Origin of the sequence: Pseudomonas sp. yb_9 (genome assembly GCF_043103635.1) — a bacterium.
Taxonomy (GTDB): Bacteria; Pseudomonadota; Gammaproteobacteria; order Pseudomonadales; family Pseudomonadaceae; genus Aquipseudomonas; species Aquipseudomonas monteilii.
The window spans coordinates 133,559-151,495 of the sequence record NZ_JBICKA010000112.1; the positions used below are offsets into that span (position 1 = coordinate 133,559).

The following is a 17,937-nucleotide window of genomic DNA, read 5'->3' on the forward strand; positions in this document are numbered from 1 at the left end:
GACGCAGAACCGCAATGTGGGTAATTAGATTCTCATTTTCTCACCGCGTCAAGTGGCTTCTGCAATGAGGCCCGCCTCACCAAGAATCACCGCCGCCGAAACGAACGCTTTGTCCATCTCCTGCTTGAGCCACCGCCGCATATCCGATCTCCAGCGGTAAAGCGTCTTCTCCGGCGTGGGCGAGTCTAGATTATCCCAGGCGTGAATCACCATGAACCCCTCCGGCAGGTTGGCGACAGCCCACGCTGTAACGCACTTCTGCCGGAACAGCCAATGCGCCTTGCCCGGTGCCGCCCTGGCCACATACTGGATTGCGAGCGCTCTTTCCTGCTGCAGCGACTTGCTGTTGTCGACCTTGTAGAACGCCTCAAGCATGTTCCAGTGCAGCGGCGAAAGCACCCTGTGCAACAGAGAACGGGTCATGGCGTCCTGGGTGAGCTGGTCAAAACGATCTAGAGGGCACGGGTTGTCACCCTTCCCTGGCTGCGAGCCCGGCGGCTGGTACTTGCCCTGCCAGGCCTGGCCCTTGTGCAGCGATATTGCGTCGAGCGTCATGGCCCTGACTACGCCGTGCTCGGCGTCACGATAGACCGTCATGCAGCCCTCCGAATGCGACGTGGCGGTGGGTTGTCATCCAGGCCCAGCAGGTCGCGCAGCAGTCGGTCGGCAAGCTTGCTCTTGGCGTTGCCTTCCATGACCCAGCGCTTGCAGTACTCCCCGAACTCAATGTTGATCCGCGTCGCGTGCCAGCTGGCCACCATGTCGAGCAGGCAGGCCATGGCATCCGCGCCACCAAGTTTCTCTTCAGCCAAGTGCTGTCCTGCGATCTTCAGGAACTGGCGCTCATGCTCCTGAAGGCTTTTGCGCGGCAGTGCCGCAGTCACGTTACTCATCGGGCTACCCCTTGGGCCGCACGGGCCTCTGCAATTCGAACGAAGCCCATGAACTGGTCAGCCGGCAGCGACTCTTTGATCACGTCGAGGATGACCCGGTCCATGTGCTGCTGGGCGTGCGTCTTGGCCTCCTTGCGCAGCTGGCCGCATCGGTAAAGCAGGCGGGCGCGGTCATGGTTGATGTGCTTGAGCGCTGCCTTGGCCCGGTTGTACCAGCTACGGTTGTAGGGGATTCCCTGGGCAGCATCAGCCTGCGCCTGATCGAGCGCCAGCTCCAGACGGATGGCTTCAGTGACCAGCTGCTCATGCAGGGCTTCACACTCGGCAAGGGTGGCGGGCAGCTCGATAGGGCCGCGCTGGGCAGCAGCTGGCGCAGGGGTATTGCCAGTGGCAACAGGCTGCTCGGCGCCAGCACGCTTGGTCACGATCACCGAGACGACCGGCTTTGCAGGCGTACGGGCTGGCGGCTTGCGGCCTGGCCACAGATCAGAAAGTTTCATGGCGTTTGCTCCCCTTATGGCGCTGGGCATAGCTCTCTCGCCCCATTTCGACATCATCGTCAGTCGGCATAGAGCCTTCGAAGTTTGCGAATCGGCTGTACTGGCCCTCCTGCTGCAGAACGCAGCTGCCGACCTTCGCATGGCGGCACTTGGTCATCAGGATCTCGGTCAAGCCGTTCTTGCCGTGCTCGGTATCCATGTCGCGGTGGACCATCAGAATGCAGCTGGCGTCGGCCTCGATCTCGCCCGAGTCGCGCAGGTCGCTGGACTGGGGCTTCTTCCCGGGGCGCTTGGTCGAGTCTCGGTTCAGCTGGGCCAACTCGATGACCGGGATACCCATTTCCTTGGCTAGCTGCAGCAGGGCCTTGCTGATCTTGCCCACCTCCTCGGTGCGAGATCGGCCGCCACGCTCGCTACGCACCAAGGTCAGGTAATCGACCACGATCCCGGCCAGGCCGTGCTCACGCTGGCAGCGCCTGGCTGTGGCCCGAATGGTCGCCGGGGTTTGCACTGGGTCATCGCAGACAAACAGCGGCGCATCCAGAGCGATGGCTACAGAGCCAGACAACTTCGCCCAATCCTCTTCTCGCATGCGATCCGGCTCGTCCAGCTTGGCCAAGTCGATGCCACCCAGCGATGCGATGGCACGCAGCCCCAGTTCTTCACCAGGCATTTCGATGGAGAACACCAGCCAGGGCTTCCGCTCCTTCACAGCGTTGTACTGGGCGACCTGCAGGGCCAGGGTGGTCTTGCCGCTCCCTGGCAGGCCGGCAATCACAGTCACCTTCTTCGGACGAATGCCACGTACTAGCTTGTCCAGGCTTTCGAGGCCTGTGGAGGGCCACTTCGGTGCCACGCCTTGGTGCTTCTGGTCAATCAGGTCAGCGGCATCACCCATCCACTGATCCAGGCGCTTGAACTCCTTGTGCTCGCCATCGAGGTTCCGCAGGTCGGCCATGGCCTGCTGGGCGGCGGCGATCACATCGGCGGTCGGCTCACCGGCGCTTACCATCTCAACCGCAACGTCGTGCACGGCCAGAATGCGCCGCAGCACACTCCAGTCCTTGACGTGCTTGACGTAGGTCTTCCAGCTGGCCAGCGACGGGGTGTTCTTGGTCAGGTCAGCGGCATAGGCCAATGTGTTGTTGCCGCTTGGCAGACGGCGCTGCACTGCATCAACGGTAACCGGGTCGATGGGCATGCTGCGTTCCTTGCAGTCGTTCATTGCCTCAAAGAGCGCAGCATGGTCGGGATGGTGGAAGTCAACCGAAGAGAGCTGGCCCATGATGTCCTCGACCAGACCGGTATCCTGCTGCAGGCTGGCCAGCATGATCGAGCCCAGTACGCCCTGCTCGGCGGGAATGCTGAAGAACTCGGTCATGCCGCTGCCCTCATCGAGGACCAGGTAAAGCCAACCTGTTGCCCGCCGTTCTGCCGCAAGCGATCAAGGGCGCGGTCGCCGATGTAGGACTTCAGGCTTTCGGCGCTCAGGTTGCTGATCAGCACGGTGGGCAGTACCGCCTGGTACCGGCGGTCGATGATGCTGTGCAGCAGGCCCAGCTCGTACTCGCTGCCCTTCTGGCAACCAACCTCATCGATCACCAGCAGGTTCAGGCCTCCCAGGTGAACCACCACGTCGCGGTCGGTGTAACCAGAGCCTGGAACCATCGAGGCGCGGGCGATGCTCACAATTTCCCCGGCCGGGACGATCAGGGCGGCAGCGCCGTCAGCCACCACGGTGCGCACAATCGCGCTAGCCAGGTGCGTCTTGCCGCAGCCGACGTTGCCGGTCAGCAACAGCGAGCGACCGGCCCGGAAGTTTTCGGGGAATTGCTCGGCATAGGTCCGGCACTTGGCCAGCGCCTTGCGCTGGGGATCAGTCTCGGCTTGGTAGCTGTCGAACGTGGCGCCAGCAAAGCGCGGGGTGATTCCAGCCCCTATCAGCGCCGCCATGACGTTTTCCGCCTTACGCTGGGCGTTGGCCTGGGTGTGCACCTCAGAATCGCGCGGGGCCGTGTGCAGGGCCTCCCAGTGACAGCGCTTGCAGCCACGCGCCAGCATGGAGCCGTCCAGTTGCTCAATCTCGCTCATGTCGACCTGGCCATGTACGGCACACTCGCCTGAGTAGATCCGCATGGCTGGGCGGCGGTGGAACAGATCAGAAATTCGCTCGGCCATCGTGGCTCTCCTCGTACATGTCATCGGTGTGCTGCGGGAGGTTGTTGAATGCGCTGCCGTGGGCGGCGAAGCCAGGGGCAGGCAATTCGTCCTCCCAGCGCTTGCCGTTCAGCCAAGTGGCTGCGTGCGGGATGAACTGGCCGCCATCCTTGGTCCAGTCGTGAGACCTGCTCCAGGCAGCCAGAGCGATGCCCATGCGGTTGAACAGGTCAGCGTCCACCTTGAGCTTCGCCCAGGCCTTCTCGGCTTTGACCTTGCCCACCTTGCGCGGGTAGAGCCTCCAGAAACTATCGAACTCGACCAGACAGGGAGCGTCAGCGACCGTTGGTTTTTTCTCTATTGATTGAGTAATAGAATCCTTTATTAAGTAGTTGTCGGTTTGCCCACAGTTCGGTAAACCCACACTTCGGTTAACCGAATATTCGGAAACCTGTAGGTTCGGTTCGTAGTGGACAATCACGCGACGACCGAGCACCTTGCCGGTGCCCTCTTCGCGCACTACCTCATGACTAACCAGTCCCAAGTCTTTGAGGCAGGCCATTGCCTTCGAATAGCGCTCACGACCGATTGCGAACCTGTCCTGCAGGTGCGAGCCAATTACCTTCCAGTCGCTGGAGCGCGTCTGCAGGTAGGTCCAAATGGCCAGGGCATCCGGGTTGACGATCATGGCCACCACGTCGTTGCTCAATGAGCTATACGGCGCCTGCTTGGCGTAGAACGTCGTGGGGGTAGCTTTCTCCACATTCACTGGCTTGCTCACAGCTGCAACTCCTCACAAACGCGGCGCACGTACTGGTCGTACGACTCCTCGAAAATCCAGCCATGCAGCCCAAGAAACGCACGCTGCTGTTTGGCCCATTCGTAGAACTGCCAGCGGGCGCTTTCCGGGAACAACTTGAACAGATCGCAGCAAGGCCATCCACTCGGCACGATCAATGCTCCAGCGCGCTTCGGGAGCGCCTGGGGGGGGGTAGACGGGTTGTTCATTGCAGGGTCTCCGGGCCAGGCACGCTTATCTTGTCCGCGCTCACGGGTTTGCCTTGCAGCGCCGTTGGGGCGAGCCTGGAGATCAGCACGCTGAGCGCATTCATGGCATCCATCGAGTGGGTCTGCGCGAGGTCGAGCTCAATCACCGTGGGGCAATTGCCCTTGATGTGGTCGCTGACCCTGCTGGCGTAGTTGAAGCTGACCTGTGCCAACGCGTGGTCTGACAGGCTGGCGAAAGCACTGGCTGGCAGCGGGTTGATAGGGGATGCCTTGATGGGGATGAGTAACCGCGCCACCTCCCCGGCCAACAGGCAACGCCGCTCCTCGTCGAGATGATCGGCAGATACCTGCTGCACGTCGTGACCAGTGCGGCGCCGGAACAGAACGGCGAGAGCCATGCAGGCCTCGATCAGCTTTACGTGGATCTCGTCGCGATCGTGGATCTTGACGCCCTCCCCGACCACCTCGACCGCATCGGCAACGCTTTCAAAGCACATCATCAGCAACGCGGCGTCGGCGAACTTCTCGAAGAACTCTTCGTTGATGACAACGGCTTCTGGAGCCTGGGGGAACTCGATCACCTTGCTCATTGGGCACGCTCCAGCGCATTCACAGCACGCTCCATACGAGCCTGGGCATTGCGCAGCACTCGACGGGCCTTGGCGCGCCGGTCATTAGCCGCAGCGGTAAAAAGGCGCACCCCTTCCCATGCTTCGGTGTACGGCAGGAACTCACCTTCAGGGCGACCGTGGGCGCGGAAATACACCTCGTACATGGCCTTGATTTCGGCGCGGGCCGCGCGGAAGTGGTGCTCGGCCTCGACCACATCCACTGCCGCCTGGACGATCCGGTCACGCGCTTGGTGCTTGGTTGATTTGATCGTCACAGGGGCTTCTCCGGAGTGAATTTTTCGTAATGGAACTGGCCGTCCCAGGTCTTCTTCATGGGCAGTTTCCCGGCCATGTACAGGTCGTGCAGGCGCCGTGCGCCCTTCTCCAGCATCACCGGGGCGTACCGGATGAAACCGGTCATGCCCTCGCTGCTGACTTTGTATGGCTTCTCGGTGAGCAGGTGCTTGTCACGCGCCATGGCGTACACGCGATACTTGGGAGAATGGTCTGGGTCGGTCTCGGCGTTGTAGATCCACTTCAGCTCGGCCAGGAATGCCAGCACCAGCTGGGAATTCACGCCGTTGAGCCGCTTAGCGAATTGCGGAACCGTCTCGCCGGGCATGAACAGGTTCTCCAGGGCTCCAATCTTCTTGGCCTGCTGCTGGTTCTCCAGCGCCAGCACTGCCTTCTCCTCGGCGAGGTCAGCAGCAAGGCGCAGGGCCTCCGGCAGGCTCTGCGGAACGATTGGTCGACCAGTAAGCTGGGCTTCCAACTCTTGCCAGCGGTCGACCAACGCCGCGGTAAACTCGGGTGAGAGCTGCGCGACGACAACGAAGCTGTCGCGCTTGTTGACGTGGTAGACGGATTCGGTACGGGGGCGCCCAAGAGAATCGGTAGTCTGTTCATCCCCCATTGGGGGTTGGACGATCACGCGGCGCTCTACAAGACGCTCAATCGACTGCTTCACCTTGTCGTGGCGAGATCCAACCAAGTCCGCGATGTCGCGAGAAGACATAGTGAGTGCGGTGGCGGTGATCAGGTTCATACAGCACCTCCCACATCCTTTGCATCATGGAAGGCAGCTGCGTTACGGTGCGGGTACAGGAAATTCCTGGTGTCGAAAACGACCCGCTCAAACAGGCGTTCAAGCTCCCCGGTTACAGGATTGCCGAATCCGCCGAGCGAAGGCACGACATGCGCCCAGTACAAGGCTTTGATCAATTTGAATGACTCGCGGGCTTCGTTGAAGCGTGCGATTTCGGCGGCGGTGAGGGTTACGCCCTGGACGATCTCACCATGCAAACCATCTGGATTCCACGCGGGGACAATATGGTTCATTGGGGGATCTCCAAGTCCGTAGCCATCTGACAAAACTCTCGGTGAGCCGCCCAGGCGATTACTCGCATGGCGCGGACAATGCCGTTCTCGCCCTGATCACCGATCATTGCGGGGTGTTCGCCCGGTTCGCTGCCCTTGAAGCCGCCATTGTGCTCAAGCACTTCCGAGAGGATGGCCAGCAACTCAAGGCTCTCCTCTACGCGCTTGGCTGGGGAGGAAAATTTGGTCATGGGATGGCTCATGAGGGCACCTCCGCGCCACGAACTGGAGAGGTAAGGTTTTGTGGCGCGGGGTCTTCGGCTTCGCGGATGGCAAGAGCCACTGAGTCGAGCAGCGCTTCACAGTGCTGCGTCAGCACCCAAACGCCGTAGATCTCCTCGCCGTTATCAGGCGCCGCGCTCATAAGAGCCCCGAGCAAGGCATTCACGCTGGACAGAATTGAGCTAGCGCTCTCAATTGCGGCGTAACAGCTAGTGCCAGGAAGAACCTGCAGCCCTACTCCGGAGATCAGGAAGCCTTCGGCACGCGTAACAAGTGCGGTCATTGGGCACCCCCAGCCTTAACAATGGCGAGTCGTGCACCGCAGGTGAGTGCAGCGACGGTTTCAGCCAGAAACGCCAGGGCACGAATCTCGCTCCGATTGACATCCTCAAAGGTATTGATCGAGTCGGCCACCCTGCTCGAGAGCTGATACATGCCCTCGGAAAGCGCTTGCGCAAGTTCCAGGCCGTGGCCCAGCGAGCCTTCTTCGCGGATGCGGAACAGGTGGCAGAGGCCTGGTTCGCATGAACCGAAATCAATTGGAGTCAACGCAGGAAGTTGCGCTGCTGGTTTGGTTTTGCTATTTTCGGGGTGCATGAATTCGTCTCCTTTCGACGAAGATTCAAAAAGTCCATTGGCGTGGACTGGTTAGAGAAACCCGCTTCCTACGGCGGGTTTTTTGTTGCGCGCGATTTAGCCGCTCAACAAAAACTGGGATGGGCAGACCTTCATGGCAGCGCCTGCTTTTTGAGATTGGTACTGGGGGCGTCGAAGCCCAGGGTCATTTGCACCAACTGACGACCGCGCTCGACCTCAGCGATCAGGGTTGGTTTTGCACGCTTCCAGGCATTCAGCGCACGACCGGCGGCACTAGCTACGTCTTTGTGATCGTCAAATTTCTTGCAGGCGCGGTTTAGGGCATCCATCGCAGACAGGCTGCCCCGAAGAAGCGCGTCGATCTGCTCGTCAACCCAAAGCTCAAAGTCTACGGACAGCCATCGTGCGAACTTCACAGCGAGCCGTGGATGAATCCATGTTCCGCTATCCGGGGAGTTGCCTCGGCGTGAGGTCACGAACGTAATGCGGGATTTCCCCGCATTACTAGCTGAGGCCCTGGCGGCCAGCTTTTCGAGATATTCACGGGTGGAAGCAAGGCGCAGCCATTCATTCGGAACCTTTCCAAATCGTGCTGCGGCGCGGGTAGCATTGATCCAGCCATCCAGATTGAACTGCACCGGTTCGCCCTCGAATGGCAATGAAATTACGTTGCTCACTGCGCACCTCCGGTACTGGATAAAACGCCAGCCACTTCAGGGGACTGACTTGGCCGTGATCTTGAGCGTACATTTGCGTTCAAGGTCGGCAGGGCCTTTGCCTTGGAAAGCTGCTCTTCATCGCGAGTCAACCCCCACTGCAGATCCGGGCGAAGTACGCAGCGGCTTACGAGGCCGTCAGTAGCGCTTTCAATCTGCAGAGCCCTTTCGGCAGTGATCGCCCTGTCGCCTGAGACGAGCCTCGATAAATACGACGCTGTAACGCCAAGCTTGAGCGCAAGGACTTTCTTGCCGCCCCGCGGGAGCTGCGAAAGGTACTCGGATAGGTTCATTCAGATTTACCTATTGGTGCATTTATGTCGCAGGCTACCTGATTCATGCACCATTTCAAGGTAATTTTCCAAAAGGGAAATAAAAGGTACAGTCAAGCATGGACACTAATGACTCGAACCAAATCAGAAATGTACGCAGGCTCCGGCTACGGGAGCTCGTGCTGACACGCTTTGGCGGAAAGCAATCAGCCTTCGCGGAAGCCATTGAGCGCTCTCCCTCCTACGTGGCCAGGCTGTTTTCTGACAATCCAGCGCACTCAAGGAATATCGGGGAGTCATTGGCGCGACAGATTGAAGGCATGTGTCATTTGCCCAATGGATGGTTAGATGATCCTAAGGGCTTGGAGCTGGCCATATCAGCGGTAAACGACGCTCAATCCCGCGCTGCAGCAATCTCTGAGCCTATAGACGTGAGAAACTGGGACTCGACTGACGACCACGAGTATCCGTTCTACAACGTCACAATCCCCGTGCTCGAGATCCCTGAAAGCTGGGGAAAACACGCGCAAGGCGCTGAAAGCGAAACCCCTATTAGGACTGCCGTGTTTGATCTGGCGTGGCTGCGAAGATCCATGTCCATGACGGACATCTCGAATCTACGCATGTCAACAGGGCTCGGGGACAGTATGGCTCCAACCATCAAGCATGGTGACCTCCTTGTCGTGGATGTTGGGGTGACAGAGGCTCTATACGATGCGGTCTATGTAGTCCGTATTGGCAGCGTACTCACTATCAAACGCATACAGTTGGACATGGATGGGATCCGTATCCTATCCGATAATCCGCAGTTCAAAGAGGTCCGCATACCCCATGACATGATGGACCGAATCTCGGTGGTAGCGCGTGTCGTCTACATCTGGAGCGGATCAAGAACATAGCTGACATCAACAAGACAACCCGCTACGGCGGGTTTTTTTTGGTAAATTTTCGGCATTCGATTGACAAAGATTTACCAATTGGTACTCTTGATTCCATCGCACTTGCAATGGAGCTTCCAAGCATGACCCCCGCAACCTCAATCACCGTAGGCAACTGGCAAGGCCTTCTGGGTCATGGCGCAGCCCCTCGTGAGCTGGAGTGCCTGCTGGCGATTGCTGGTGGCGCCTCAGGCAAGGAAGCCGCCCGCGCCCTGGGCATCAGCGAAGACGGCGTGAAAAAGCGCCTGATCGCGCTGGGTACAAAGTGGGGCGTCACCCGCCGCGCTGCCCTGGTTGCTGAGGCATTCAAACGTGGCGTCATCAGCCCCGCCGCAACCGCCCTGGCTCTGTTTTTGGTGATCCACGGCCTGATGGCTGATGACGTTGCACTTCGGGTTCGTCGAGGGAGTGGCGAGAAGCGTGTTGAGCTTCGCGTTGCGGCACGGCGGGTCGAGCAACAGTTCCAGGTGGCGGCGTAAGCGCCAGCTCACACAACCCAAATCAGGACAAAACCATGATCAGTTTGACGATCGGGATCACCGCCCAGGCAGCCACTCCTCCCCCAAGCATTTCAGCTCCGAAGCTGACAACCATGAAAGAGCTGGCCGAGCGCCTGAAGATGGACCGCAGTGCGGCTCGTCGCTACGTGATGCGCCTGGGTTACGAGCCGAAGCGGGCGCGTACTGCGTCCAGCGGCTTCCAAACGGCGCTGGTGTTCGACCAGGACCAGGTGCGCCAGATCGTCGAAGCGCGGCAGAAGGACGGGTACTGCTGACATTGACCGGTCAGCGTCGAGGGCTTTCCAGGGAGAGCCCTGTGCGGTGACCAAGCCTGAGCGAATGGGGTAGCGAAACGCGACCCCATCCTTTTGGAGATACCAGATGAACTTGATTCAACGCAGCTTCAACGGCCATTCGATCCAGGTAATCCTGGATGAGAACGGCGAACCGTGGTTCATCGCGATGGAGGTGGCTGAGGTCCTGGGCTACAGCGATGCCTACGAGATGACCAAAAAGCTGGATGACGATGAGAAGTCAAACCGGCAAATCGCCGGTTTGGGTACTGCCACTGGCGGGCGTGGAATTTCCACGATCAATGAGTCTGGCCTCTACTCCGCGATCCTCACGAGTAGCAAACCGGAAGCCAAGCCGTTCAAGCGCTGGGTGACCCATGAGGTACTACCAACCATCCGCCGCACCGGCAGTTATTCGATGGTCCAGCAGCAGCAACTCCCGAGCGCGAACGATGCGACGATCCTGATCGAGTCGATGGCGCGAACCATGAACCTGCCGGCTTCGGCCACGCTCGGCATGTATCAGCGCTACGCCGCCAAGATCGGTCAGGCTGACTTGCTTCCTGTCTATGCTATTGACGCTCCGGATGGCGACACCAGCAGCCACGCAACTGCTGCCCTGGCCACGCTGATCAAGAAGACCGGCCTGCCGGCTACCGCTCGCAAGGCGTACCTGTGTATGCAATCTGCCGGCCTAGTCGAGCGTAAAGAGCGCCCGAGCAAGACCAAGGGTATCAAGGAGTTTTGGTCGCTGACCGATGCTGGATTGAAGTACGGCAAGAATGTCACGAACCCGAAGAACCAACTTGAAGTTCAAGTTCATATTTACGAAAGCAAGTTCGACGAATTGTGCGAATTGCTGGATGTACATGGTTTGCGCTAACTAACAAGTACCACCCCCAGCTTCACTCGAAAGCCAAGTTACTCGGCAGGCTACCGGCTTGCCCGAAGAAAGCTCCACCAACCAAGAGGAAACACCCATGTTCGGATTGAAAAAGCTGTTCGGTAAAGGTCGTGAAGCCCGTGCGGCCATGGCCAAGCTGGAAAACCGCGACCTGCTCCAGGGCATTGTCTACGGCTGCTTCTATGTTGCTGCCGCTGACGGAGAGATCGAGCCGGCCGAGCTGGACAAGATCGACCGCCTGCTGCGCAACGAGCCAAAGCTGCAAGGATTCGGCGCTGAGCTGGGTAACTTGATCGACAAGGCTAAGGCTGACTTCAACGAGGGCGGCGCCCGCATCATCCGCATGAATGCCGAGCGCGAGCTGGCTGATCTGGCGCACACCCCGAGTGACGCAGAAACGGTGATCAACTTCATGCTGACCATCGCCGAGGCTGACGGTGAGATCGAGCCAGCCGAAGTTGCAGTGCTGGAGCGCGCCGCCGGCAAGTTGAACCTGCGCCTCAAGGACTACCTGTGATCGCTCGCCGTCGAGCCAACCCCGGCAAGGCGGTGCTGCTGATCGCGGCCGTGTCTCTGGCCTTCCTAGCAGTGAGCGCGGCATTCAATTGGGGTTCGTGCCAGTGGTACGGCTATCAGACCGAGCGGCAGACCAAGTTCGCGCCCTATGTTGGCTGCATGGTGAGAACCAACAGCGGATGGGTGCCACGCACCGAACTGCGCACGACGCAATGACAGAAAGGGGCGGTGGCGATCACCACCCCTAACCCAAAGGAGTTTGAACATGCTTTGTCTCACCCGCCGCATTGGCGAACGCATCGTCATCGGTGACGGAATCACCGTGCAGGTATTGCAAATCAATGGCGGCATCGTGCGCATCGGTGTTGAAGCGCCAGCAGGTGTTCCCGTCGACCGCGAAGAAATCCGCGAACGCAAACAGAAGGAGCCACGCCATGGCCTTTGATAGTCACAGCCTCGACAAATTCGTTGTACGTCTCCCCGACGGCATGCGCGACCAGGTGGCGGCAGCGGCCGCAGCAGACGACCGCAGCATGAACAGCCTGATCGTGAAGGCGATCCGCGAGTACTTGGACCGCAACGAGCGCGCCAACGTTTTGCTTGATGCGCTGACCCTGGCCGCCACCGCCCAAGGAGTTCGCCATGACGCAGCCTGATCGCATCACCTTGGTCTTGAAAGCGCCCGAGGGTGGAAGCCTGGAGCAGATCCTGCCGTTCGCCCAGCTTGGCGCCCACGTCCATGTCGGTCGCGGCCTGGCTGTGATCGCCGGCGCCAGCGAGGGAGACCTGCAGGCGTACTTGGAGCAGAAGCTTTTCGAGCTTGGGCTTGAACGGGAGCAGCATAGCTGGGCTATGGAGTACTGCGAGCGAGCCCTGGGCATGCACCCGCTGCTGGTGGCACACGCTCGCGAAATGTACGACCTGTTGCGCCTGATCAACGTCAAGGTAGGCGGGCTTTCAGCAGCACTTGATCACGGTATGGAGCCCAGTGAACAAGCTTGGGACGAGTACCACGCCGCGCTGGACGATATCTGGCCATTGCTGGAAAGGCTCGCTCCAGCCCTGGCTGCCGACAAGGACAAATCCGTCCCCGAGACCGGTTTCAGCATCGACGAACACGTCAAGTTGGTGGCCGATGCTCGCCGGTACCGCTGGCTGCGCGACCGAGAGCGCATCGAAGACCCTGACGAAGACCTGCTGGTGGTGCGCGGCGACAACTGGCTCTCCGCCGAAGAGCTAGATCAGGAGATCGACACCGCCCTGCGCCTGGAAGCCTTGGAGCAGCAGGTGGTGCAGGAGCAGCAGCCATGACCAAGCTCAAGCCTGCCCGCAACGAGTTCGAAGACCTGGGCGAGCGCCTGGTGCGTTTTGGCAAGGCGCTGCAGGACAGCACCACCAGCGTGGGCCGGCTCAACCAGCTGGCCCGTGAGTGCGGTATCACGCTGCGCCTGCGGGCTGTCGTTGACACGGAGGGCGCCATCCATGGGCAGCCTCGCTGAAATGGCGCTTGAACACGCCCGCCGGCGGATCAGCGGGAAGCCAGCGAAAGCACCTACATCTAAGGCGCCGAAAATTAGCACGCCTTCGCCAGACGCCAAGCCGCGCAGCCTGGAGGTAGTCATCACCGGCCCCATCAACCGCTTCATGTACTTGGAAGCAAGGAACTGGGCGATTGACTTGGTCGCCTCACTGCGCGGCTCACCGGTCGACGTGGTGATTGAGCGATTGGCCGGCGCTACCGAAGGCCGCCCAGGGAGCTATGTGGCCGGAATCCAATCGGTGATCAGAGAGCTACAGGCCGGAGTGGGCCATGACTAGACGCGGGCCTGTCAAGCGTTGGACCGAGGCAGAGGATGATCTCCTTCGCCTGCTCTATCCCAACAAGACCAACAAGGAGCTTTGCCTGCTGCTGCCTGGGCGGACAAAGACAGCCATCACCTTGCGGGCAGCCCTGTTCGGGCTGGTTAAGACCGATGCCCACAGATCGGAAACGCATCGACGAATCCTGCTTGCCAGGCTGGAGGCCAAAGGCGGCCAGATTGGCCAGGATCCAAGACCGGTTGGAGCCACCCACCGCAAGGGCAGGTACACGCTGATCAAGGTAGCGCAGCCCGACGTGTGGAGACCGCTTCATATCTACACCTGGGAGCAAATCAACGGACCTGTTCCAGATGGGATGGTTGTGGCAGCCAAAGACGGCGACGTGCAGAACACGGACCTAAGCAATCTGTGCCTACGAACACGTGCCGAGCACCAGTTGCGCAACAACCATCACTACAAAGGCTTGCCGGAGGAGATCGTTGACATTCTCCACCTACAAAACGAACTGAAAAAAGAGATCAAGAGGAAGACCAGGAATGAAAAATAAGCTCAGCGACCTTCGCGACCACCTGTTCGCCCAGCTCGAAGCGGTGCGGGAGGCCGATGACGACACCCTGGCCAAGGAGGTTCAGCGCGCCCAGTCGGTATCGGATATCAGCCGCGTACTGATTGAAAGCGCAAAGGTTGAGATCGACTACTTCCGCCACATTGGCGGCGAACACTCGGCCAGTTCGTTCATTGAGTCGAAGCCTGCGCTGCCGCCAGCAAAACGAACCTGACGTAACAGATCAGCGTGACAACCAAAACCTGACGCGTCAGGCATCGAATCACAATGTCGATTGAGGACCCATACATGACGACCAATGCTCGAACCCTAATCCACATGAAAGAGGCCTGTAAGCTGCTCGGCGTCAGTCGGGTGACCGTCAACCGCCGAGTGAACAATGACCCGACCTTCCCGCGACCGATCAAGGATGGTGTCACGCGGCAGGCAGCGGTGTATTTTGTGCTCGGTGAAATCGAGGCATGGATTCAGGTGCAGATGGATTCCCGTGGTGCAGCTTAGGCCGGCACAGCGCAAAGATTCTTGTATGGCCCCATGTATGGGGCCGAAAAACAATGCACTCAAGCCCTTTGAATTCAATGTTTTTCGAGTCTCCCTCGGGCACCAAGATCCGGAAAAAACCGACCTTATGGTCGGTTTTTTTTCGCCTGTTGATCGGCCATCAGCACAGCCGCCCTTCCTTCACCCAACAGAGGTTACACATAACGTAACTTTCTGTGCACCCTAACCGTTAGGGATCATGGTTGCCGCCCGCTCACGCTAGCCAGTATGAGTGGATGCAACGTCAGCATGAAGCTGTAGGCCAAGCGCTCTGGTCACCTTCAGGATGGTGGCGAAGCTTGGGTTCCCCTCGCCGGACAACGCCTTGTACAGGCTTTCACGCCCAAGCCCGGTATCACGGGCCAACTGAGCCATGCCTTTTGCACGCGCAATGGTGCCGAGCGCCTTGGCGATAAAAGCCGCATCATCACCCGCCTCTTCAATGCAAGCTTCGAGGTAAAGCGCCATGTCCTCGTCCGTCTTGAGGTGTTCGGCACTGTCCCATTTTTTCAACTTGACGTTACCCATGGGTACCTCCTAAAGCCGTCGTGCAATGTCGAGGGCGGTTTTGATGTCTTTTGATTGAGTGGACTTATCGCCACCCGCCAGCAGGAGCACGATTTCAAGGCCGCGCTGGGTGAAGTACACACGATATCCTGGCCCATAGTGAATACGCATCTCGGAGACGCCCTCACCCACAGCTTGGCAATCACCGAAATTCCCTGCTTCGGCACGGTCGATGCGCGCCTGGATGCGCATCGCAGATCGCTTATCGCTAAGCTTGGAAAACCAAGCATCGAAATCATCGGTTGTGAGGATGGTCTTCACGGCTCAAATGTATTCCATGGGATACACAGTATGGGCCGACCATCCCCGTAGCGCAATCAACGAACGTTGCCAATCATGACCAAACCACCCCAACCTGTGCGTGCGTAGGCCTCAGAAATCCGCCCGCAGGGTAACGGTGTAATTACGCGGATCCCCGTAGTAGTTCGCCGCATACAGCCAACCGATGCTGGAGAAGTACTTCTTGTCGAACAGGTTGTTGCCGTTCAACGACACGCTGAAGTTCTTGTTGATCTGATAAGCCACCCGAGCGTTCCAGATCGCATAACCGGCCTGTTCGATCTTCCCTACCCCGTCTGTCCCACCAAAGTTACCGTGGTAGTTGCGGCTCTGGATGTTGGCGCCAGCGCCAACGGTCCATGGGTCCAGTTCGCCAGGCAGGTTGTAGTCCGCCCAGAAGCGCAGCAGATGCTTGGGTGTGTAGGTGTTGAAGGTGCCTCCGGCCTGCGACTCGCCATCGGCCGGGTCGTTGCGGTACTCGGTGTGGGTGTAGGTGTAGCCGGCAAACAGCTGCATGCGGTCCAGCACTTCACCACTGATCTCCGCATCGAAGCCCTGGGTGCGCACTTTGCCGCCGGCCACGTAGCAGTTTTCGCCACCGTCAGTACCGCACTCGGCGGCCTGGGCGCGGTTCTGCTGGTCTACCTGGAACAGCGCGAAGCTGGTATTCACGCGACCGTCGAACAGCTCACCTTTCAGGCCCAACTCATAGTTGGCGCCTTCGATGGGCTTGAGCGGGGCGGTCTCCACGCTCAGCTCGGTCTGCGGCTTGAAGATGTCGGCGTAGCTCACGTAGGCCGACCACTGGTCGCTCAACGCATAGATCAGGCCGCCATAAGGCGTGAACTCGCCACTTTCACGCGAGTGGGCCGGGGTTGGCGACACGCCATTGAAACGGTGCAGTTCATAGTCGTAGGTGTAGTTGCTGGTGCGCCCGCCCACTACCAGAGTCACAGGGTCGGCCAGCTTGTAGCGTGTGACCGCGTAAAGCCCGTTCTGGCGGATCTTGCCCTTGGAAGTGCCGGGGTAGGTGTTTGTAGTGCCGTTGCCCAGCAGTTGATCCTGGGTCGGGCGCTGTGGCGAGATAGGGTCGTAAATGTTCATCGGGCCCAGGTTCAGGAAACCGCCTTGCAGGTCGTCGGTCTGCAGGTCACTGGCGTTGGCGCCCACCACCACCTCGTGCTCCCGGCCAAAGGCACGCCACTTGCCGGTCAGGTTGATGTCCGCGCCCTTGTTGATGTTCTCGAAGTCGTACATGTAGGCACGCGAGCGCATGCCGTCGCCGGTGGCCGGGTCCACAGCGCCACGGCCGAAGCTGTAGAGGATGTAGTTGGTTTCGCGCATGTAGCTGCCAGAAGCCTTCAGGCGCCAGTCTTCGTTGAAGTCGTGGGTGACGTCGGCAAAGTAGGTGGTCTGCTTGTTGTCCCACGTGTTCCAGTCAGCACCGGTGTAGGTGGAACGGCTGACGTTCAAGGCGCTGCCATCCTTGTTGCGTGGCAGGCCGCTGAAGAACGGCGTTGAATGCAGGTCTTCAACACTGGCGCCCGCCGCTACCGTCGTCGCGTCGCTGAGGTCGTATTCAAGGATGCCGTAGAGCACGTTCTTGCGGCTTTCGGCGGTGTCGTAGAAATAGTTCTGGTCTTCGTGCCCGGCGACCACACGGCCACGAAGCGAGCCGTCGGCATTGAGCGGGGCGCCGGCATCGACGGTCTGACGATAGGTGTCCCAGGAGCCGGCGCTGGCAGTCACTGACAAGAACGGCTCGGCTTTCGGGCGTTTGCGCACCAGGTTGATGGCTGCGCCGGGATTGCCGCTGCCTTGCAACAGGCCGTTGGCCCCGCGCAGGATTTCGACGCGGTCGTACAGCAGCGTGTCGGACGTGAAGCTGCTGCCGATGGCGTAGTAGCGGCGGTCGAGTGGCACGCCGTTGTACTGGATGGTTTCTACCTCGAAACCACGGGAATAGATGTACTTGCCGCCGGACGGGCTTTGCAGGGTGGTAATGCCCGTGGTCTTTTCCAGCACTTCATCCAACGTGTCCAGGCGCTGGTCATCCATGGCCTTGCGCGTGACCACGCTGACCGATTGTGGAATGTCCTTGAGGCGGTGGGTGCCCTTGCCAATGGTGACGGCGTTGGCGGTGTAGCTGCCTGAGCCCTCGGTGGTTGCGTCATCCTGAACACCATTGATGTTCAGCGGCTCCAGGTTCAAGGCGGCGCCGCCAGACACTGCACTCAGGGGAACGGGTTGCAAGCCATAGACGTTTTTGCTCCGGCGCACGGCCTGCAAACCGGTGCCGGCCAACAGGTGCTGCAAGCCTTCTTCGACACCATACTGGCCCTGCAACCCCGGGCTGGAGAGGCCACGGGTCAGCTCCGAGGTGTATTGCAGGGTAAACCCTCCTTCACTGGCAAACCGGGCAAGCACCTGGGCCAGGGAGCCAGACGCGATGCTGTAGGCCTGCGGCGCCTGCACAGGTGCAGCCAGGGCGTGCACGCCAACACCTTGCAGGGCGATGGCCAGGGCGCTCAGGGCGAGTATCCGACGATAGCTGGGCACGCGTGGTTGAACCATGGCGAAGCCGGTCGTGGCGACCGGTGAAGAAGAGTGGATCATTGAGAAGTTGTCCCTATTATGTGTGGCAGTTCCACAGATAAGGAC

The 17,937-nt window shown here is 59.7% G+C and carries 33 protein-coding genes; 14 read left to right on the forward strand and 19 right to left on the reverse strand.

Annotated elements, in window-relative coordinates; genetic code table 11:
- Positions 1-48: 48 nt before the first annotated feature.
- From ACF8MI_RS27800 to ACF8MI_RS27875, 16 genes are all read right to left on the reverse strand, one after another.
- Entirely contained in the window at positions 49-597 is a 549-nt protein-coding gene (locus ACF8MI_RS27800; protein ID WP_256806554.1) for a hypothetical protein, read from the reverse strand.
- The gene (locus ACF8MI_RS27805; RefSeq protein ID WP_256806553.1) at positions 594-893 is read right to left on the reverse strand and encodes a hypothetical protein; all 300 of its coding nucleotides are present in this window, start codon (positions 891-893) and stop codon (positions 594-596) included. The genes ACF8MI_RS27800 and ACF8MI_RS27805 overlap by 4 nt, the downstream gene beginning before the upstream one ends.
- Entirely contained in the window at positions 890-1,393 is a 504-nt protein-coding gene (locus ACF8MI_RS27810) for a hypothetical protein (protein ID WP_392518172.1), read from the reverse strand. Before ACF8MI_RS27810 ends, ACF8MI_RS27805 begins: the two co-directional genes overlap by 4 nt.
- The gene (locus ACF8MI_RS27815; protein ID WP_161551442.1) at positions 1,380-2,774 is read right to left on the reverse strand and encodes a DnaB-like helicase C-terminal domain-containing protein; all 1,395 of its coding nucleotides are present in this window, start codon (positions 2,772-2,774) and stop codon (positions 1,380-1,382) included. The genes ACF8MI_RS27810 and ACF8MI_RS27815 overlap by 14 nt, the downstream gene beginning before the upstream one ends.
- The gene (locus ACF8MI_RS27820; protein ID WP_161551443.1) at positions 2,771-3,571 is read right to left on the reverse strand and encodes an ATP-binding protein; all 801 of its coding nucleotides are present in this window, start codon (positions 3,569-3,571) and stop codon (positions 2,771-2,773) included. Before ACF8MI_RS27820 ends, ACF8MI_RS27815 begins: the two co-directional genes overlap by 4 nt.
- Entirely contained in the window at positions 3,552-4,331 is a 780-nt protein-coding gene (locus tag ACF8MI_RS27825; protein WP_392518174.1) for a hypothetical protein, read from the reverse strand. The genes ACF8MI_RS27820 and ACF8MI_RS27825 overlap by 20 nt, the downstream gene beginning before the upstream one ends.
- Positions 4,328-4,558 (reverse strand): hypothetical protein, encoded by a 231-nt coding sequence (locus ACF8MI_RS27830; protein WP_392518176.1) that lies wholly within the window; start codon positions 4,556-4,558, stop codon positions 4,328-4,330. The genes ACF8MI_RS27825 and ACF8MI_RS27830 overlap by 4 nt, the downstream gene beginning before the upstream one ends.
- Positions 4,555-5,148, reverse strand: coding sequence for a hypothetical protein (locus ACF8MI_RS27835; protein ID WP_392518177.1), 594 nt, complete (start codon positions 5,146-5,148; stop codon positions 4,555-4,557). The genes ACF8MI_RS27830 and ACF8MI_RS27835 overlap by 4 nt, the downstream gene beginning before the upstream one ends.
- Positions 5,145-5,444: a hypothetical protein gene (locus ACF8MI_RS27840; RefSeq protein WP_392518179.1), complete on the reverse strand. Its 300-nt coding sequence runs from the start codon at positions 5,442-5,444 to the stop codon at positions 5,145-5,147. Before ACF8MI_RS27840 ends, ACF8MI_RS27835 begins: the two co-directional genes overlap by 4 nt.
- Positions 5,441-6,214: a Rha family transcriptional regulator gene (locus tag ACF8MI_RS27845; RefSeq protein ID WP_392518181.1), complete on the reverse strand. Its 774-nt coding sequence runs from the start codon at positions 6,212-6,214 to the stop codon at positions 5,441-5,443. Before ACF8MI_RS27845 ends, ACF8MI_RS27840 begins: the two co-directional genes overlap by 4 nt.
- Positions 6,211-6,507: a hypothetical protein gene (locus ACF8MI_RS27850; protein ID WP_392518182.1), complete on the reverse strand. Its 297-nt coding sequence runs from the start codon at positions 6,505-6,507 to the stop codon at positions 6,211-6,213. Before ACF8MI_RS27850 ends, ACF8MI_RS27845 begins: the two co-directional genes overlap by 4 nt.
- On the reverse strand, positions 6,504-6,737 hold the full coding sequence (locus ACF8MI_RS27855; protein WP_029380708.1) for a hypothetical protein: 234 nt from the start codon (positions 6,735-6,737) through the stop codon (positions 6,504-6,506). The genes ACF8MI_RS27850 and ACF8MI_RS27855 overlap by 4 nt, the downstream gene beginning before the upstream one ends.
- 8 nt (positions 6,738-6,745) lie before the next feature.
- The gene (locus tag ACF8MI_RS27860; RefSeq protein ID WP_019752337.1) at positions 6,746-7,051 is read right to left on the reverse strand and encodes a hypothetical protein; all 306 of its coding nucleotides are present in this window, start codon (positions 7,049-7,051) and stop codon (positions 6,746-6,748) included.
- Entirely contained in the window at positions 7,048-7,365 is a 318-nt protein-coding gene (locus tag ACF8MI_RS27865) for a hypothetical protein (protein ID WP_256806539.1), read from the reverse strand. The genes ACF8MI_RS27860 and ACF8MI_RS27865 overlap by 4 nt, the downstream gene beginning before the upstream one ends.
- Positions 7,366-7,496: 131 nt before the next feature.
- On the reverse strand, positions 7,497-8,042 hold the full coding sequence (locus tag ACF8MI_RS27870) for a KilA-N domain-containing protein (RefSeq protein ID WP_047594891.1): 546 nt from the start codon (positions 8,040-8,042) through the stop codon (positions 7,497-7,499).
- Positions 8,039-8,374 (reverse strand): YdaS family helix-turn-helix protein, encoded by a 336-nt coding sequence (locus ACF8MI_RS27875; protein WP_236166430.1) that lies wholly within the window; start codon positions 8,372-8,374, stop codon positions 8,039-8,041. The genes ACF8MI_RS27870 and ACF8MI_RS27875 overlap by 4 nt, the downstream gene beginning before the upstream one ends.
- A 98-nt stretch (positions 8,375-8,472) precedes the next feature.
- Here ACF8MI_RS27875 and ACF8MI_RS27880 point away from each other — a divergent pair, with 98 nt between their 5' ends.
- The 14 genes from ACF8MI_RS27880 (at position 8,473) to ACF8MI_RS27945 (ending at position 14,391) form a co-directional block, all read left to right on the forward strand.
- Complete coding sequence (locus ACF8MI_RS27880; protein ID WP_182408850.1) at positions 8,473-9,252, forward strand: S24 family peptidase; 780 nt, start codon at positions 8,473-8,475, stop codon at positions 9,250-9,252.
- A gap of 122 nt (positions 9,253-9,374) precedes the next feature.
- Entirely contained in the window at positions 9,375-9,770 is a 396-nt protein-coding gene (locus ACF8MI_RS27885) for a LuxR C-terminal-related transcriptional regulator (RefSeq protein WP_392518183.1), read from the forward strand.
- Positions 9,771-9,805: 35 nt separating this feature from the next.
- Positions 9,806-10,066, forward strand: a complete 261-nt coding sequence (locus ACF8MI_RS27890; protein ID WP_137188595.1) for a hypothetical protein — start codon at positions 9,806-9,808, stop codon at positions 10,064-10,066.
- A 106-nt stretch (positions 10,067-10,172) separates the two neighbouring features.
- Entirely contained in the window at positions 10,173-10,967 is a 795-nt protein-coding gene (locus tag ACF8MI_RS27895) for a Bro-N domain-containing protein (RefSeq protein WP_392518185.1), read from the forward strand.
- Between the two features lie 97 nt (positions 10,968-11,064).
- Positions 11,065-11,505, forward strand: a complete 441-nt coding sequence (locus tag ACF8MI_RS27900; protein ID WP_367903823.1) for a tellurite resistance TerB family protein — start codon at positions 11,065-11,067, stop codon at positions 11,503-11,505.
- Positions 11,502-11,720 carry a hypothetical protein gene (locus ACF8MI_RS27905; protein ID WP_392518186.1) on the forward strand — a complete coding sequence of 73 codons (219 nt, stop codon included), beginning with the start codon at positions 11,502-11,504 and terminating at the stop codon, positions 11,718-11,720. The genes ACF8MI_RS27900 and ACF8MI_RS27905 overlap by 4 nt, the downstream gene beginning before the upstream one ends.
- A 49-nt stretch (positions 11,721-11,769) precedes the next feature.
- On the forward strand, positions 11,770-11,949 hold the full coding sequence (locus ACF8MI_RS27910) for a carbon storage regulator (protein WP_016715555.1): 180 nt from the start codon (positions 11,770-11,772) through the stop codon (positions 11,947-11,949).
- The gene (locus tag ACF8MI_RS27915) at positions 11,939-12,160 is read left to right on the forward strand and encodes an Arc family DNA-binding protein (RefSeq protein WP_016715554.1); all 222 of its coding nucleotides are present in this window, start codon (positions 11,939-11,941) and stop codon (positions 12,158-12,160) included. The genes ACF8MI_RS27910 and ACF8MI_RS27915 overlap by 11 nt, the downstream gene beginning before the upstream one ends.
- Positions 12,147-12,815, forward strand: coding sequence for a hypothetical protein (locus ACF8MI_RS27920; RefSeq protein ID WP_392518188.1), 669 nt, complete (start codon positions 12,147-12,149; stop codon positions 12,813-12,815). The genes ACF8MI_RS27915 and ACF8MI_RS27920 overlap by 14 nt, the downstream gene beginning before the upstream one ends.
- Positions 12,812-13,003: a hypothetical protein gene (locus ACF8MI_RS27925; protein WP_392518190.1), complete on the forward strand. Its 192-nt coding sequence runs from the start codon at positions 12,812-12,814 to the stop codon at positions 13,001-13,003. The genes ACF8MI_RS27920 and ACF8MI_RS27925 overlap by 4 nt, the downstream gene beginning before the upstream one ends.
- Positions 12,987-13,322, forward strand: a complete 336-nt coding sequence (locus ACF8MI_RS27930; RefSeq protein WP_392518192.1) for a hypothetical protein — start codon at positions 12,987-12,989, stop codon at positions 13,320-13,322. The genes ACF8MI_RS27925 and ACF8MI_RS27930 overlap by 17 nt, the downstream gene beginning before the upstream one ends.
- The gene (locus ACF8MI_RS27935) at positions 13,315-13,872 is read left to right on the forward strand and encodes an HNH endonuclease signature motif containing protein (protein ID WP_392518193.1); all 558 of its coding nucleotides are present in this window, start codon (positions 13,315-13,317) and stop codon (positions 13,870-13,872) included. Before ACF8MI_RS27930 ends, ACF8MI_RS27935 begins: the two co-directional genes overlap by 8 nt.
- On the forward strand, positions 13,862-14,104 hold the full coding sequence (locus ACF8MI_RS27940; RefSeq protein ID WP_253152280.1) for a hypothetical protein: 243 nt from the start codon (positions 13,862-13,864) through the stop codon (positions 14,102-14,104). The genes ACF8MI_RS27935 and ACF8MI_RS27940 overlap by 11 nt, the downstream gene beginning before the upstream one ends.
- A gap of 74 nt (positions 14,105-14,178) precedes the next feature.
- A complete protein-coding gene (locus ACF8MI_RS27945) occupies positions 14,179-14,391 on the forward strand; it encodes an AlpA family transcriptional regulator (RefSeq protein WP_274118935.1) in 213 nt (70 codons plus the stop codon).
- A gap of 258 nt (positions 14,392-14,649) precedes the next feature.
- Here ACF8MI_RS27945 and ACF8MI_RS27950 read toward each other — a convergent pair whose 3' ends face one another.
- From ACF8MI_RS27950 to ACF8MI_RS27960, 3 genes are all read right to left on the reverse strand, one after another.
- On the reverse strand, positions 14,650-14,958 hold the full coding sequence (locus ACF8MI_RS27950; protein WP_060499944.1) for an addiction module antidote protein: 309 nt from the start codon (positions 14,956-14,958) through the stop codon (positions 14,650-14,652).
- A gap of 9 nt (positions 14,959-14,967) precedes the next feature.
- Positions 14,968-15,258 carry a type II toxin-antitoxin system RelE/ParE family toxin gene (locus tag ACF8MI_RS27955; protein ID WP_200928790.1) on the reverse strand — a complete coding sequence of 97 codons (291 nt, stop codon included), beginning with the start codon at positions 15,256-15,258 and terminating at the stop codon, positions 14,968-14,970.
- A gap of 111 nt (positions 15,259-15,369) precedes the next feature.
- Complete coding sequence (locus ACF8MI_RS27960; protein WP_200928791.1) at positions 15,370-17,892, reverse strand: TonB-dependent receptor; 2,523 nt, start codon at positions 17,890-17,892, stop codon at positions 15,370-15,372.
- Positions 17,893-17,937: the final 45 nt, after the last annotated feature.

Excerpts from the sequence above, each read along its gene's own strand:
- ACF8MI_RS27800 (WP_256806554.1), bottom strand. The coding sequence starts at position 597 with ATGACGGTCTATCGTGACGCCGAGCACGGCGTAGTCAGGGCCATGACG.
- ACF8MI_RS27900 (WP_367903823.1), top strand. The coding sequence starts at position 11,065 with ATGTTCGGATTGAAAAAGCTGTTCGGTAAAGGTCGTGAAGCCCGTGCG.
- ACF8MI_RS27805 (WP_256806553.1), bottom strand. The coding sequence starts at position 893 with ATGAGTAACGTGACTGCGGCACTGCCGCGCAAAAGCCTTCAGGAGCAT.
- ACF8MI_RS27895 (WP_392518185.1), top strand. The coding sequence starts at position 10,173 with ATGAACTTGATTCAACGCAGCTTCAACGGCCATTCGATCCAGGTAATC.
- ACF8MI_RS27920 (WP_392518188.1), top strand. The coding sequence starts at position 12,147 with ATGACGCAGCCTGATCGCATCACCTTGGTCTTGAAAGCGCCCGAGGGT.
- ACF8MI_RS27820 (WP_161551443.1), bottom strand. The coding sequence starts at position 3,571 with ATGGCCGAGCGAATTTCTGATCTGTTCCACCGCCGCCCAGCCATGCGG.
- ACF8MI_RS27910 (WP_016715555.1), top strand. The coding sequence starts at position 11,770 with ATGCTTTGTCTCACCCGCCGCATTGGCGAACGCATCGTCATCGGTGAC.
- ACF8MI_RS27890 (WP_137188595.1), top strand. The coding sequence starts at position 9,806 with ATGATCAGTTTGACGATCGGGATCACCGCCCAGGCAGCCACTCCTCCC.
- ACF8MI_RS27835 (WP_392518177.1), bottom strand. The coding sequence starts at position 5,148 with ATGAGCAAGGTGATCGAGTTCCCCCAGGCTCCAGAAGCCGTTGTCATC.
- ACF8MI_RS27875 (WP_236166430.1), bottom strand. The coding sequence starts at position 8,374 with ATGAACCTATCCGAGTACCTTTCGCAGCTCCCGCGGGGCGGCAAGAAA.
- ACF8MI_RS27865 (WP_256806539.1), bottom strand. The coding sequence starts at position 7,365 with ATGCACCCCGAAAATAGCAAAACCAAACCAGCAGCGCAACTTCCTGCG.
- ACF8MI_RS27940 (WP_253152280.1), top strand. The coding sequence starts at position 13,862 with ATGAAAAATAAGCTCAGCGACCTTCGCGACCACCTGTTCGCCCAGCTC.
- ACF8MI_RS27855 (WP_029380708.1), bottom strand. The coding sequence starts at position 6,737 with ATGACCAAATTTTCCTCCCCAGCCAAGCGCGTAGAGGAGAGCCTTGAG.
- ACF8MI_RS27915 (WP_016715554.1), top strand. The coding sequence starts at position 11,939 with ATGGCCTTTGATAGTCACAGCCTCGACAAATTCGTTGTACGTCTCCCC.
- ACF8MI_RS27845 (WP_392518181.1), bottom strand. The coding sequence starts at position 6,214 with ATGAACCTGATCACCGCCACCGCACTCACTATGTCTTCTCGCGACATC.
- ACF8MI_RS27830 (WP_392518176.1), bottom strand. The coding sequence starts at position 4,558 with ATGAACAACCCGTCTACCCCCCCCCAGGCGCTCCCGAAGCGCGCTGGA.
- ACF8MI_RS27945 (WP_274118935.1), top strand. The coding sequence starts at position 14,179 with ATGACGACCAATGCTCGAACCCTAATCCACATGAAAGAGGCCTGTAAG.
- ACF8MI_RS27950 (WP_060499944.1), bottom strand. The coding sequence starts at position 14,958 with ATGGGTAACGTCAAGTTGAAAAAATGGGACAGTGCCGAACACCTCAAG.
- ACF8MI_RS27925 (WP_392518190.1), top strand. The coding sequence starts at position 12,812 with ATGACCAAGCTCAAGCCTGCCCGCAACGAGTTCGAAGACCTGGGCGAG.
- ACF8MI_RS27935 (WP_392518193.1), top strand. The coding sequence starts at position 13,315 with ATGACTAGACGCGGGCCTGTCAAGCGTTGGACCGAGGCAGAGGATGAT.
- ACF8MI_RS27860 (WP_019752337.1), bottom strand. The coding sequence starts at position 7,051 with ATGACCGCACTTGTTACGCGTGCCGAAGGCTTCCTGATCTCCGGAGTA.
- ACF8MI_RS27850 (WP_392518182.1), bottom strand. The coding sequence starts at position 6,507 with ATGAACCATATTGTCCCCGCGTGGAATCCAGATGGTTTGCATGGTGAG.
- ACF8MI_RS27815 (WP_161551442.1), bottom strand. The coding sequence starts at position 2,774 with ATGACCGAGTTCTTCAGCATTCCCGCCGAGCAGGGCGTACTGGGCTCG.
- ACF8MI_RS27880 (WP_182408850.1), top strand. The coding sequence starts at position 8,473 with ATGGACACTAATGACTCGAACCAAATCAGAAATGTACGCAGGCTCCGG.
- ACF8MI_RS27930 (WP_392518192.1), top strand. The coding sequence starts at position 12,987 with ATGGGCAGCCTCGCTGAAATGGCGCTTGAACACGCCCGCCGGCGGATC.
- ACF8MI_RS27810 (WP_392518172.1), bottom strand. The coding sequence starts at position 1,393 with ATGAAACTTTCTGATCTGTGGCCAGGCCGCAAGCCGCCAGCCCGTACG.
- ACF8MI_RS27885 (WP_392518183.1), top strand. The coding sequence starts at position 9,375 with ATGACCCCCGCAACCTCAATCACCGTAGGCAACTGGCAAGGCCTTCTG.
- ACF8MI_RS27960 (WP_200928791.1), bottom strand. The coding sequence starts at position 17,892 with ATGATCCACTCTTCTTCACCGGTCGCCACGACCGGCTTCGCCATGGTT.